Here is a 13170-nt window from a genome sequence, read left to right as displayed (position 1 = left end):
GCGTCGCGACGAACTCTAAAAGGTTAATGTGGTGGGGAAATTCCCTTCGTGCATGAAGGTACTGGTCACGGACCCGATCGACGACGCGGGCCTGGCGCGCCTGCGCAGCGCTGGCCTGGACGTCGTCGAAGATGTCGACATCGACACGGAGGGTGTCCTCGAGATCGTCGAGGATATCGACGCGATGCTCATTCGCGGGACGGAAATCACCCGCGAGGTGTTCGAGAACGCACCGAACCTCAAGGTCGTTTCGCGGGCGGGGATCGGGGTGGACAACATCGACATCCCGGCGGCGACCGACCACGATGTCATCGTCGCCAACGCGCCGCGGGGCAACGTCTATGCGGCCGCCGAGCACACGATCGGCCTGGCGTTCAACGCCGCCAAGCGAATCCCGCAGGCCCACATGCAGGTCGAAGACGGGGACTGGAACGGCGAATCCTTCGAGGGGCTGGAACTGGGCGGGATGACCGCCGGGATCGTCGGACTGGGTCGCCTGGGCCAGGAGGTCGCCTGGCGGCTGGACAACCTCGGGATGGATCTGCTCGCCTACGATCCCTACCTCGGGGAGGCCCGCGCCCGCCAGATGGGAATCGAGCTGGTCGAACTCGACGAGCTACTCGAACGTGTCGACATGCTCTCGGTCCAGGCTCGCCTCACCGACGAGACCCGCGGGCTGATCGGTCCCGAAGAGATCGACCGCTTCGCGGGTGACCTAGTCGTGTTGAGTTCCCGTGGCGGTATCATCGACGAGCAAGCGCTGGCCGACGCCGTCGAGAGTGGAGACATCGAAGCTGCCGGCATTGACGTCTTCTCGACGGAACCACCGGCCGAAGACAACCCGCTTCTCGGCGTCGACGATGTCGTCGTCACACCACACCTGGGGGCAAAAACCTACAACGCACAGGTCAACGTCGCTGTCACCGCCGCCAACAGTATCATCGACGGGCTCGAAGGTGAACAGGTCCAGAACGCGCTGAACATCCCCTCGACGGACGCGAGTTCGGATGCGCGAACCCGTGGGTTCGTCGACGTCGCCGAGACGGCCAGTAAACTCGCTCTTCGGCTGTTCGACGGCCGCATCCAGTCGATCGAGATCGAGTACGCCGGCGACCTGGCCGACGAGGAGGTCGACCTGATCACGGCGGCCGTGTTCAACCCCTTCGGCTGGCAGGACGTCGTCGTCGACGCGCCGACGCGGATCGCCGAGCAGCGCGGTATTCAGGTCGTCGAGAGTCGTCGCCGGGAGACCGAGGACTACCAGAATCTCGTCTCGATCACCGTCGGCGACGGCGAGGACGAACTGACCGTCAGCGGGACACTCTTTGGCGACAACCAGCCACGGATCGTCGAGATCGACGACTTCCGTGTCGATGCGATCCCCCACGGGACGATGCTCGTCTCCTACAACAACGACGAGCCGGGCGTGATCGGCTCGCTCAGCTCGGTCCTCGGCGAGCACGATATCAATATCGCCGGGATGGCTAACGCCCGGCAGGCCATCGACGGCGAGGCCATGTCTGTCTACAACCTCGACGACCCCGTCGACGAGGAGATCGTCGCGGCCATGGAGGGTGACGACCGCGTCACCCACGTCGAAGTCGTCGAGCTGAACTGATTAGGCTGGTCGGTCACTTCTTTCGCCCGCTGTCTCCTGGATGTGTCTGATGCGCTCGGGGATCGGGGGGTGATCGTAGTGGAACGTGGCGTACAGCGGGTGCGGGAACGGATTCGAGAGGTTTTCGCCTGTCAGGGCCGCCAGCGCGTCGACCATCGCGTCGGCGTCGGCTACTTCGACCGCAAACGCGTCGGCTTCCCGTTCGTGAGCCAGCGATAGGCGATTTGTCAGCGGCGATATGAACCGTCCGATGGGTTCGAGCCACAGCACGGCAAGGGCAAGCCCCGCATAGATCGGTTGCCCTGCGACGCCGAACATGTCGTACAGCCAGGTCGCTTCGACCAGTAGCGACGCCCCGAACAGCAGGACGCCGATCTGCACGGTTCCGGCTGCGAGTTGCTTCCAGATGTGACCCCGTTCGTAGTGTGCGAGTTCGTGGGCCAGCACTGCCTGGAGGGACGGGATCGACAGTTGCTCGATCAGTGTATCGAACAGGACCACGCGCTTGGTCCGGCCGAACCCGACGAAGTACGCGTTCGAGTGGCTCGACCGTCTGCTGGCGTCCATCTCGTAGAGTTGCGAGCAGGTGAACCCGGCCCGGTCGAACACCTCCCGGACGGCGTCTTCGAGGTCGCCGCCCTCGATCGGCTCGAAGTCGTTGAACAGCGGCGCGATCACCCGCGGATAGATGACCTGCATCGACAGCGCGAAGCCGACGAACAGCAGCCAGGCCGCGATCCACCACAGGCTCCCGATCGCGTCGATCGCTGCGAACAGGGCGGCGGCGAGCACCCCGCCGAGGACGACCATCACAGCCAGCGAGACGACGAGATCGCGCAGCCACAGTCCGAGCGTCTGCTGGTTGAACCCGAACTGCTCCTCGACGACAAACGTCTCGACGACGTCGAAGGGGAGGCTGAGCACCTGGAGGGCGAGGATGGCCCCGAGAACGAAGACGGTCCCGCGGACGACGAATGGCCAGCCGGTCGCCTCGATGCCGGCGACGACGTCCGCGTAGACGCCAGAATAGAGGACCAGCAGGACGATCACGAGCGTAATCCACGTCTGTAGTTGCGAGAGTGCTGTCCCGAGACGGTTGTAATCGAGCAGTTCGCGCGGATCGTCGACGCCGAGGCGCTCCCGGAGCCAGGTACTCTCCTCGGCGACGGTCTGCTCGGCGTGTCGGAGATTCAGCGTCGCAAGCGCAGTGAAGAACGCTTCCGTCCCGACCAGCACCACGATGAAGAGGACGTGATAGACGAGCATACCCGGCGCTTGAACGTCGACGAGCAAAAGGGAACGGACCCGAAGATGGACGGGCCAACGATCACAGCGGGAGACCCCTTCAAACGAGGGGGGTTGCGAGAGGTTTAGGCCGATAGACTTCCAATTGCCGGCCGTGCAACGGTCGCGACTGCTGTCCGGGCTGGCCGGAGCCTTCGCCGCGATGACGGCCACGCTAGCCGTCGCTGGAGCGCTGTACAATCCTGCGATTCTCGCCCCGGCGGCGCTGTTCGGCGTCGTGACGTATTTCCTGTGGATGCACGCCAGCGGTCGACTGGCTGCCCGGATCTATCGTCGCGTCGAGCAGCGGGCCGCGGCCAACGGTAACCGATCGACGGGCCGAGGTCCCAGAAGGGCGGACCGACACGATGGGTCTTCCCGGCGGTGGGCGGAACGTGGTCGTGGACGCCGGGCACGGCGTGAGCGAGCGCGACGGACCAACGGCGGTCGACGGCCCCGCCCGGACGGGAGTTCGATCGCCCGACGGGAGGCTCGCAATGTACTCGGCGTGGGGCCGGACGCCGGTCAGGAGCGGATCAAAGAAGCGTACCGCGAGCGCGTCAAGGACGTCCACCCTGATTCCGCGGAGGGTGACAGCGAGGCGTTCAAACGCGTCCAGGATGCCTACGAGACCCTTCGGGAGTGACGTCCGGGTTGAAGCACAACCGGCAAGCCGACGGGGATCGGACGCTTCGATATGACCGAGAATGCGGCTCCCCCGCTGGTGACCGACATCGACGGTACGCTGACGGACGACGACATGATCCTCGATCCGCGCGTGGGTGAAGCGCTCCGGGAGTGGTCGTCATCGGTCGTCCTCGCGACGGGGAAGGTCCTTCCGTTCCCGATCGCGCTGTGTAACTACCTCGGACTGGATCGCAACGTCATCGCCGAGAACGGCGGTCTCTCTTTCGTCGAGACGGCCGAAGGGATCGAACGCCACGGCGACCGGGAGGCCGCCCAGGCCGTCGCCGACGAGTACGTCGCGGCGGGCTACGACCTCGGGTGGGGGCCGGCGGATCTGGTCAACCGCTGGCGCGAGACCGAGGTCGCGCTGGCCCATGACGTCCCGATCGACCCCCTCAGAGAGATCGCTGCCGAACACGGCCTGGAAGTCGTCGACACGACCTACGCCTACCACGTCAAGTCCCCCGACATGAGCAAGGGGGCCGCCCTGGAGTCTGTCGCCCCGTCGCTTGGCTACGAACCGGGGGACTTCATTGCCGTCGGGGATTCCGAAAACGACGTCTCGACCTTCGAGCGTGCCGGCACGGCGATCGCCGTCGCCAACGCGGACGCCGCAGCGATCGATGCGGCCGACCACGTCACTGACCAGTCCTTCGCCGACGGTTTCCTCGAGGCCCTCGATCGCGTCGTGGCTGGACAATTCTGATCCGACAGGCCGGGACTTGGGGCCACGCAGGTGGCGTCGGTCCCGAGGCCCTGAGCCGGGACACCACGGTTCCTTCGACGACGCCCCGGAGACGACGAAAGTGTCCGTCGTTCCAGTCGGTACGTCCAACGGTCTCGACAGGCCAAGGAGCGATCGCACCCGTCGTAGCGAGCGCTCCCGGTCAGGTAACCCCTTCGTGGATTATTTACCGCCAGCCGCGTAGCACTCACCCACGAGCAGCCCCCATGCAACGCTACGATACGAAACTCGAAGACGGGACGCTTTTCGTCGAGTGGGCGGACGAGTGGCTCGAAGTCGGGAAGATAGACGCGCTCAGAGACCTCTTCGGCGGGGAGACCTACGAAATCGAGTACGACGAGACCCAGTCGAAGGCACCCTGGCTCGAAAACGACCTCGAGGAGCAGACGCTCACTTTCGACGTGACCGAGACGCTCGTCGAGATGGACTTCGACGAGGAGTTCGTTGCGGACGTCGCTGAGGAACCCATCGAAGAGACGGGGCCACGCGGCTATCCGGTCCGAACGGAAGCCTTCGCCGAGAAGATGATCGAGATCTGGGAAGCCCAAGGCCACCAGGAAGACGACGAGGAGTAAGCATTGGTCGCCAGGAAGACGACGAGGAGTAAGCATTGGTCGCCAGGAAGACGACGAGGAGTAAGCATTGGTCGCCAGGAAGACGCGAGTGAGCGCCGGGAAACCGGCAAATCGAAGATATTCCCTTCACCCAGACGGTCCGTCTCGTTTTAGACGTCGTCCGGCTCAACCTCGGCGGCGTCGGCCGGAGCGTCGACGCCCTCCGCCACGGTCCACGTCTCGGTGTGCGTGGCCGTCTCGCCGGGTTCGACGGTCCGGATCGGGCTCAGCGATTCAATTTCCATTATGGCCTGGTCGGTGTAGGCTTCGGCCGCACTGCCCGCGTCCGGATACGTCCCGTCGGGATCGTAGGGGTAGTCTTTTCGGAAGACGTGGCCGTCGTTGTGATAGGCGAGCCACCCGTCCGCGCCCGACGTGGCAATCTTCATCGGATCGCGGTCGGTGTCCTGGCTGACGGAGACGTACTCGTCGCCGAAGTCGATCCGGTCGTCGCCGGGTGTGGTGTAGGGCCACAACTGAATCGACCGGTCGGGCAACAGCGAATCCTCGTCGGCCTGCGGGGTGAACGGGAGCACTGCCGTGCCGTGCGGCTTGAGGACGGAGATTCCCCAGGGCGCGAACTCGATGGGCCAGGGATTCCGGTTCGTGAGTTCGTGTTCGACCTCGACCGACGCGCCGGTCCCCATCCGCACGGTGATCGCCTTCTGGACGCCAGCGCCGGGATCCTCCGGTCCGACGAGACGAACCCCGTCGATCAGTACCTCTGCCTCGATTGGGTCCATGTCGGGTTCGTAGGTTCGATCGCTGTTCTCGGGCGCATGCCAGAGTCGATGGCCCCCGACCAGCGGCCACTCGTCGCGACCCTCCTCGAAGAGCTGGAACTCGTTGGGACCGCCCTCGAACCCGAAGCGGACGATCCGCGGGCCGATCGTCGTCGGCGCCAGCAGCTCGATCGTTCCGTTGGCGATACGGACACTTTCGCCCCATCGCTCGTGATCGACGCGTTCGACTGTGGGTTCACTCATGATTGTCCAGTGCGTACGGTCTCCCGTCGGTCGTATAACGGTTCGGATACGTTCACGCTGCTGTGGCCGACCGGCGGATCAGCATCGGTGTGTCGACACTGCTGACCCACATGGTCCTTTACAGGAGGCCCAGTTCCGCCAAGTCCGCTTTTAGTGCGGCCGTTTCCTCGTCGTTCAGCCGCCGGAGTGGACTCCGCAACGGTCCGGGATCAACGTCTACGTCCCGAACAGAGAGCGCCGTCTTGACGGCTGCCATGTACGGCCCGCGATCGAACGCCGCCAGCACGTCGAGGACCTGCCGTTGGAGCTGCTGGGCTCGATCCTCGTCGCCATCGTCGAACGCCTCGTAGAGGTCGACGACCAGTTCCGGGAAGGCGTTGGCCACGGAGCTGACCAGTCCCGAACAGCCGATCTCCAGGCCGGCATACAGCAGCGCGTTCGAGCCCGCCAGATACGTCAGGTCGGGGCTGTCGGCCATCGCTCGACCGAGCCACGGGACATCCTCGCTGGTGTCTTTCAACCCCGCGATGCCGTCGATGGCCGCGATCTCCTGCAGTGTCTCTGGCGCCAGCGTGTTGCCCGTCCGTGGCGGAATGTGATAGACGTAGATCGGCCGCTCGACGGCTGCTGCAACCTGCCGATAGTGTTCGACCGCACCCTCGTGATCGAGCGGGAAGTAATAGGGCGTGACCACGACGAGTCCGTCTGCGCCCGCTCGGGCTGCGCGCTCGGCGTGTTCGACGGTCTCTTGGGTTCCCGGCGCACCGACGCCGGTGATCACCGGGACCTCGTCCCCGACGGCCGCGACGACCGTCTTGATGACCTGTTCGCGTTCGTCGCCGGATACCAGCGGGAACTCGCCGTTGGTTCCCAGTGGGAAGACGGCATGGGCGCCTCGATCGACGACGAACTCAGCCTGGGCGGCCGTCTGCTCGTAGTCGACGGCCCCCTCGTTGTCGAACGCCGTGAGCGTCGGCGGGATAACCCCCTGGAGGTCGAGCGGGTCCTCCGATCCCGGTGGCGGTGCGTGCTCGGGCATTGTCTCTGGCTATCGGAGGTCCGATATTAAGGACTGGGGTGCATGTAGCCCCCACTCCAGGCACAACTGGACTAGTTCACACGTTCGCCTCGCACCATCACGTTCGGGCGATCGGTGAGGAAGGTGAGGGTATGTCAGGGACTCTGGACAGGTTCGTCCGACGGGGAAAAGACGTGTTGACACGAAAGGGAGGGGATGAGCAACACGCCGAAGAGGCGGCGATCAGCCGTCACTTCTGTCATCCCCGGATGCCCGGGGAGGTGATGAGATCCGAACTGAGCGCGAATCCGCTGTCTGTGTCGCGCCAGTAGACTGGCAGGGGAGCCAGTCCATTCGGATTGACGGGCGATCCGTTTGTAAACGGATAGGCACAACTTCTGACTCAGAAGTCGTTTTCTCTCACTCGAATCAGAATAGTTCCAGAGATGATCACACACGTCGAGAAGCGTCTGTCAGTTCTTGCAGTCGTTCACTGCGAAGCTTCGACGGCTTCGAGAAGCGCGTCGTAATCCGGTTCGTTCGTTGGATCTTCTGCGACCCACTCGTATGTGACAGCGCCCTCGTCGTCGAGGACGTACACTGCCCGGTTTGCGATTCCGTGGAGACCGAGTTCCGAAATGTCCATCGTGAGATCGTAGGCTTCGATCGCGTCGCCGGCCATGTCGCTGACGAGATCGAATTCGAGATCGTACTCGTCGGCGAACGCTCCCAGAGAGAACGAGGAGTCGGCACTGATCCCGAAGAGGGTTGCCCCCGCTTCCTCGAACCGATCGTAGTGGTCTTGGAGTGCGACCATCTCGTTCGAGCACGGCGGAGTGAACGCGCCAGGGAAGAACGCCAATACGACTGGCCCGTCGCCCAACTGTTCTTCCAGATCGAACGTTTCGTGATCGCTACCTTTGAACGTCGCCGTGAACGTCGGTGCGCTATCGCCTGTTGAGGCCATATCTTGTAGGTCCAACATCGCCACATATCTAAACCTTCTGGCGAGTTTATCGACCTCCCGATACCGCGTTACTGGGATCGCGATGGTCCCCGCGTCTCGATGGTCTCACGAAGCCACGTATCAGCGGTGACAACCGATACGTTCCCATCCATCGAAGTATCTCGGTTAAACGAACTGATGCTATCTGGACGGACAAACGGTGTGCCCTTCGCCGGACGAACGTATTCGGGGCGGTCGACTTGTCCGCTCGCCCGAATGCTGCTATATGTACTGCCAGCAGGGCGTTCTCACCGGAGGACGTCGAGAGACACCTGTCATACTATCGGGAGGGAGTTGACGTGCGGCCGACTGATGTGGATCCGAGTGAGCGCCCGGTGGTCCTCATCTGGGAACTGACACAAGCCTGTGATCTCGCCTGCAAGCACTGTCGGGCCGAGGCCGAGGACTTTCGCCACCCAGAGGAACTCACGACGGCCGAGGGCAAGCAGTTGCTCGCCGATGCGACCGACTTTGGCGACGAGCAACTGGTCGTCCTTTCGGGTGGCGACCCACTCTACCGGGACGACGTGGCCGAACTCGTCGAGTACGGTACCGAACAGGGGCTTCGGATGACACTCACCCCGAGCGGGACGGCCTCACTGACACCCGAACGGATCGACGCTCTCGCCGAGGCCGGTCTCCGGCGAATGGCCGTGAGTCTGGACGGCCCCGATGGCACATCCCACGACGAGTTCCGTCAGGAAACGGGTAGTTTCGAGCAGACGATCGCGGCGGCTCGTGCCGCTCGTGATCGTGGCCTGCCGTTGCAGGTCAACACCACTGTCTGTGGGGAAACGGTCGAGGACCTGCCGGCGATCCGCGATCTGGTGGCCGATCTGGGCGCGGTGCTGTGGTCGGTGTTCTTCCTCGTCCCGATCGGTCGCGGGACGGTTCTCGATCCGATCTCGCCCGAACGCGCCGAAGACGTGATGGAGTGGCTCGCGGGCGTCCAGCGTGAGGCCGAGTTCGGCATCAAGACGACCGAAGCCCCCCACTACAGGCGTGTCGTCCTCCAGCAGCGTCGCGGGGCCAAAACTGGCCGACCACCCACTGATACCGGCGACTCCCCTGACCGCGATCGCTCGACGGGGATCACCGCCGGCAACGGTTTTGCATTCGTCAGCCACACGGGCGAGGTCTTCCCCTCGGGTTTTCTCCCCAAATCGGCCGGTAACGTTCGTAACCGGGGTATCGTCGACATCTATCGGAACGCAGAACTGTTCAACCGACTCCGCGATCCGGACGCACTCGCGGGGAAGTGCGGGGCCTGTGAGTTCCGATACGTCTGTGGTGGCAGTCGCTCGCGGGCGTTTGCGACGACTGGCGATCCACTCGCCAGTGATCCTCTCTGTGCGTACGTTCCCGATAGCTACGACGGGCCATTCCCCCAAGGTACGGCAGACAACCCGGCGGATTGAGTCCCGTCGAGTCGTTCCGTTGGTCTTCTCTCAACCCAGCCCGTCAGTCCCTCACGGCGTAGTGGGCCCACTCGGGGAACATCTAGGACGGTCTGGAGCCTCAACTATGGATATTCCGGAGAGTAGGGTGCTGAAAAGCGGCTTGAGATGTGTTGAAATAGTGACCGAAATTTTGAGGAACCATCATAGCAAAGCAGATCAATCCCTATCTGGACAGCACACCGGCCAAGCAAGGTCTCGCCCAATGCGTTTGCCACAGCCAAATCAAGCTAGCTCCCCACACTGCCACCTAGACAACTCCAGAGTTAGCAAACCAATCCCAAAATGTCTTTACTAACAGGGACGAACAACAGTGTAATGCAAGACGGATTCGATCTTCCTGAACGAGCCCCTGGGATGTATCGCCCAGTGCGTTCCGACAGGGGCGTCCCGTTCGGGAAGTTCTACAAACCGGATCCGCTGCCGCCGGAGATTGACCTCTCCGATACGGTCCTGAAGCAAGTCGAGCGGGCCGCTCACGCGCTCGGCCGGCTCGACGGATTTCGCAGTCAAGCCGACGCAGCAGAGACCGTTTTTCGACCGCTCCTGTACAAAGAAGCCGAACAGTCCTCACAGATTGAAGGGACACAGGTGACGACGACCGACATGTATCGAGCAACAGCCGCTGGAGATACTGCCGCCCGAAGCCGCGATGTCCAGGAGGCACTCAACTACGTCGAAGCCCTCCGAGAAGCGGGTGCTCGTCTCCTCGCGGAAGGGCGTTCCCGGGAGAACATCACCGCGGATCTCATCACAGATCTCCACGAGACGGTCATGGAAACCGGGTATACTGACGAGGAGGATCCACTCCCCGGCCAGTTCCGTCCTGACTATGCCTGGATCGAGGAGTCGAACGAGCCCTGGAAGCAATCAGTTCGGTTCGTCCCACCGAAGGCTGCCATGGTCGAATCGATGATGGACGACCTCCTCTCGTATATCCAATCACCTTCGGAGTATCCATCAATCGTCGACGTTGCACTCGTCCACTATCAGATCGAAACGATCCATCCGTTCACGGACGGCAACGGTCGGGTCGGTCGCCTCGTCGCATTGCTCCTTTTGGTCGCCTGTGACCTGCTCACGACACCGTTGTTCTACATGAGCGCCTATATCAAGGAAAATCGAGAGGAGTACACCGATCGATTGCTGGCCGTCAGTGAGAACGGCGCGTGGGAAGAGTGGCTTCGATTTTTCATCACTGGAATGAGAGACCAGGCGGAAGAAGCCCTCTGCCGTGCGAGTCTCCTCTACGAGCTATACGAATCGTACGGAGAGCAATACGCGTCTACCCCGCAATCCGTGCAACGACTGCTGGAAGTACTGTTCGAACAGCCGTATCTGACTGTGCCGACCGCAGCAGATCAGATCGACATGTCGTACCCAGCAGCCAACAGTGCCGTAGAGCAACTTGTCGAAGATGACGTTCTCTCACAGGTGGACACGAAAGAGCGAAACCGAGAGTTTGTCGCCACGCAAATCATGGACATTGTCGAACGAGACGTGGCCAATCTACCCGCTCCGTCATCCGTACTGCGGTCATAGTTTGTAGGGGTGGTCAGGCGTCGGTCTCTCCGTCTATCGACATCAAACAATAACGTAAGCAGGATGAGGGATATATTACGAATCCTCGCATAATTGTCCCATGGAGTTCGATCACGAGAATTCTTCCACCCAGCGTATCACTATAGAAGACATCGACCATTTCCCGAACAAAGAGAAGGGGATGTTCGGAGAATTTCTGAGTGGGATTTACCTCAAAAGTCAAATCAGACAAACCCCCTCACTTCTCGCCGATACTGAAATCGAGAACGCTGATACCAGAATCTGGATTTCACATGTGAAAGGCCCGAGCGTTGTCCAAAGATTGTGTTTTCTGGATGATGACAACGATAAAGAAGTCACATGGGAGCCTGATTTCAGCTTCGAGGCCACGCTACCAGACTACGATGTCAGGCGACGTATCTTTATCGAGGCGAAGACCGGATCTTCTAAGCTCAAAGGAGATCAACGTCGAGCAATACAATTAGCTGCCGAGCAAAAAACTCCTGAAAGGACGACTGGACTATCTCAACCCACAAATCCAGACAAGAGGCTGGTGTACGTTTGTCAGTTGCAATTAGAGCGAACCGCGATAGAGCTCACCTACAATCGGGCTTCACCGGATCATTGACCGCATGGAATGCATCGATATGAGATCTGTTTCAGCGTGATCCTTTTCGATCTATACTGATTGAGTTGAATAGCGCCGATCTCGGAAAGCGACGTCATTGCCTACGGTCCCAATATCTCTCATACCGTTACTGATAGTTCCCGAGTTGACCGCGATCGTCCGGAGTTCTGTCCCGATATAGTCCTAGCCGAATCTGGAACGTTCACTCATAGGGTGATGTCATACTCTGTTGCTGTCTGTTTGAACGCTTCCCATTCGGGGAGCCGATCAGCTGTCGCCTCGCCTTCTGTCTCTCGGTACTCGAGGAGTTCATCGATGACAGCACGCAAGTCGAGTGCCGCTTCGGGCTGATAGTGAGCAGCGCGGTCCTGCAACGCAGACGGTTTGACAGCTTGCTTCTCCATCAACAGCAGACAGTAGGTTTGAGACAGTAAGTCGGATTTCTTACTAGAGCTGTCATAGAACTAGACTAGTTCTGTCATTCTTTCGGTGGAGGGTCTTGGATTGTTACCTTCGCCACGTGATATACAGATACCGCAGTTACCGTGTGGATCATTGCATACTATGTGCCTCTGAAGCGCTCACGGATAACCAATCGCGAGTGCTGAATTCACGTTGTGTATCGCACTAATGAGGAACAAAGGGTGTCACGGCTCACAACACAGACAGTACGTCAGCCAGACCGAAGAGACGAACGTCGCTTCGGGCAGCTGCCGTCTGTTCGACATCGTCGGAGTATCCGGAGCGACTGAACAAGACGTACAGCAGGTCGGCGTCCGCTGGTTCGTCCGACCAGCGGACCGCTGCTGTCGTCCGTTCGAGATCCGAAAGCATCCCCCTCACTCACGGGATCGGACGTGAGCTTGCCCTCGCCAGCCACGAGTCCTCCCGACTCAGCCCGGGGACATCTAGTTCCTGTTCCTTGAACCACCACCGACCGACATCGGTGAACTGCCGGTCGAGCAATCGTGGCAATGCCCGCTGGCAGATCCATTCGAAGAGTGGGGTCACGTGATCCGCGATTTCCGGTCCGACGACCTCGCTGTAGGTGTCCTCACCGAGCGGTGGAATTGGTCCTGCTTGCTTGCTCCGCTCGCTGTGCGGGCTGTGACTGCCTGGGCTCAAATCCGTGGGGTAATACAGCAGCCTTTCACCTTCGTCCGCGACATGCTGAGTGGGCCCGCTCGGATTTGAACCAAGGACGAAGCGGTTATGAGCCGCTCTCTCTAACCAGACTGAGATACGGGCCCTCACTCGGCCATATCTCGTCGGCCAACTAAATTGTACCGTCTTCGACAGCCAGGCTGCCCATCCGAATAAGCCGACATGCGAAATCTCTCCTTTAGTCGCTACCAAGCCGCTGCCAGAACCCGAACCGACGCAAGACGATCTTGTTCGTTCACTTCGTTCATTGCGCGAGCTGGGACTTCCGTGTTCGAGTCCCGGATTGCGCCGTATTTCGATGGCGTTGTCGCCCGGCAGATAACCACCCCACCCAAGAATGGCAAGCGCTGCCCGAGAACTGCGTGGCAGCTCTCGTGGGCCGGAAAATCGCTCTGCGATTTTGCGCCGCAGTTATAAGAAA

Annotated in this window: 14 protein-coding genes and 1 tRNA gene; 7 read left to right on the top strand and 8 right to left on the bottom strand. The window is 61.2% G+C overall.

The features are described 5' to 3' along the window. Window positions 1-52 precede the first annotated feature (52 nt). Window positions 53-1618: a phosphoglycerate dehydrogenase gene (gene serA, locus BN2694_RS06385; RefSeq protein WP_135663616.1), complete on the top strand. Its 1566-nt coding sequence runs from the start codon at window positions 53-55 to the stop codon at window positions 1616-1618. On the opposite strand, the gene BN2694_RS06380 is transcribed toward serA, so the two are convergent. Continuing rightward, window positions 1619-2884, bottom strand: a complete 1266-nt coding sequence (locus BN2694_RS06380) for a M48 family metallopeptidase (RefSeq protein ID WP_135663615.1) — start codon at window positions 2882-2884, stop codon at window positions 1619-1621. It lies immediately after the preceding gene. Between the two features lie 133 nt (window positions 2885-3017). Here BN2694_RS06380 and BN2694_RS06375 point away from each other — a divergent pair, with 133 nt between their 5' ends. From BN2694_RS06375 to BN2694_RS06365, 3 genes are all read left to right on the top strand, one after another. After that, window positions 3018-3548 carry a J domain-containing protein gene (locus tag BN2694_RS06375; protein WP_135663614.1) on the top strand — a complete coding sequence of 177 codons (531 nt, stop codon included), beginning with the start codon at window positions 3018-3020 and terminating at the stop codon, window positions 3546-3548. A 51-nt stretch (window positions 3549-3599) separates the two neighbouring features. Next, on the top strand, window positions 3600-4295 hold the full coding sequence (locus tag BN2694_RS06370) for a phosphoglycolate phosphatase (RefSeq protein WP_135663613.1): 696 nt from the start codon (window positions 3600-3602) through the stop codon (window positions 4293-4295). A gap of 245 nt (window positions 4296-4540) precedes the next feature. Further along, window positions 4541-4909 carry a hypothetical protein gene (locus tag BN2694_RS06365; RefSeq protein ID WP_135663612.1) on the top strand — a complete coding sequence of 123 codons (369 nt, stop codon included), beginning with the start codon at window positions 4541-4543 and terminating at the stop codon, window positions 4907-4909. A 149-nt stretch (window positions 4910-5058) separates the two neighbouring features. Here BN2694_RS06365 and BN2694_RS06360 read toward each other — a convergent pair whose 3' ends face one another. The 3 genes from BN2694_RS06360 to BN2694_RS06350 all read right to left on the bottom strand — a co-directional run bounded on the left by BN2694_RS06360 (window position 5059) and on the right by BN2694_RS06350 (window position 7919). Continuing rightward, window positions 5059-5934: a hypothetical protein gene (locus tag BN2694_RS06360; RefSeq protein ID WP_135663611.1), complete on the bottom strand. Its 876-nt coding sequence runs from the start codon at window positions 5932-5934 to the stop codon at window positions 5059-5061. A 118-nt stretch (window positions 5935-6052) separates the two neighbouring features. Beyond that, window positions 6053-6973, bottom strand: a complete 921-nt coding sequence (locus BN2694_RS06355) for a dihydrodipicolinate synthase family protein (protein ID WP_135663610.1) — start codon at window positions 6971-6973, stop codon at window positions 6053-6055. 469 nt (window positions 6974-7442) lie between these two features. Continuing rightward, window positions 7443-7919 carry a redoxin domain-containing protein gene (locus BN2694_RS06350; RefSeq protein ID WP_135663609.1) on the bottom strand — a complete coding sequence of 159 codons (477 nt, stop codon included), beginning with the start codon at window positions 7917-7919 and terminating at the stop codon, window positions 7443-7445. Window positions 7920-8257: 338 nt separating this feature from the next. Here BN2694_RS06350 and BN2694_RS06345 point away from each other — a divergent pair, with 338 nt between their 5' ends. The 3 genes from BN2694_RS06345 to BN2694_RS06335 all read left to right on the top strand — a co-directional run bounded on the left by BN2694_RS06345 (window position 8258) and on the right by BN2694_RS06335 (window position 11585). Beyond that, complete coding sequence (locus BN2694_RS06345) at window positions 8258-9376, top strand: TIGR04053 family radical SAM/SPASM domain-containing protein (protein ID WP_135663608.1); 1119 nt, start codon at window positions 8258-8260, stop codon at window positions 9374-9376. 357 nt (window positions 9377-9733) lie between these two features. After that, entirely contained in the window at window positions 9734-10957 is a 1224-nt protein-coding gene (locus BN2694_RS06340) for a Fic family protein (protein ID WP_244605375.1), read from the top strand. A gap of 100 nt (window positions 10958-11057) precedes the next feature. Next, window positions 11058-11585, top strand: coding sequence for a hypothetical protein (locus BN2694_RS06335; protein WP_135663607.1), 528 nt, complete (start codon window positions 11058-11060; stop codon window positions 11583-11585). A gap of 206 nt (window positions 11586-11791) precedes the next feature. On the opposite strand, the gene BN2694_RS06330 is transcribed toward BN2694_RS06335, so the two are convergent. The 4 genes from BN2694_RS06330 to BN2694_RS06320 form a co-directional block, all read right to left on the bottom strand. After that, window positions 11792-12016: a hypothetical protein gene (locus BN2694_RS06330; RefSeq protein ID WP_449272216.1), complete on the bottom strand. Its 225-nt coding sequence runs from the start codon at window positions 12014-12016 to the stop codon at window positions 11792-11794. A gap of 223 nt (window positions 12017-12239) precedes the next feature. Further along, window positions 12240-12419, bottom strand: a complete 180-nt coding sequence (locus tag BN2694_RS17620; protein ID WP_244605374.1) for a hypothetical protein — start codon at window positions 12417-12419, stop codon at window positions 12240-12242. Between the two features lie 9 nt (window positions 12420-12428). Continuing rightward, window positions 12429-12710: a DUF234 domain-containing protein gene (locus BN2694_RS17615; RefSeq protein WP_244605373.1), complete on the bottom strand. Its 282-nt coding sequence runs from the start codon at window positions 12708-12710 to the stop codon at window positions 12429-12431. Window positions 12711-12760: 50 nt separating this feature from the next. Next, window positions 12761-12835: transfer RNA gene (locus BN2694_RS06320), tRNA-Ile, on the bottom strand. Window positions 12836-13170 lie beyond the last annotated feature (335 nt).

It is taken from the genome of Halorhabdus rudnickae, assembly GCF_900880625.1.
In the GTDB taxonomy this organism is placed as follows: Archaea; Halobacteriota; Halobacteria; order Halobacteriales; family Haloarculaceae; genus Halorhabdus; species Halorhabdus rudnickae.
Note: the sequence above shows the minus strand (reverse complement) of the source record. Positions and strands in the feature narration are given on the sequence as shown.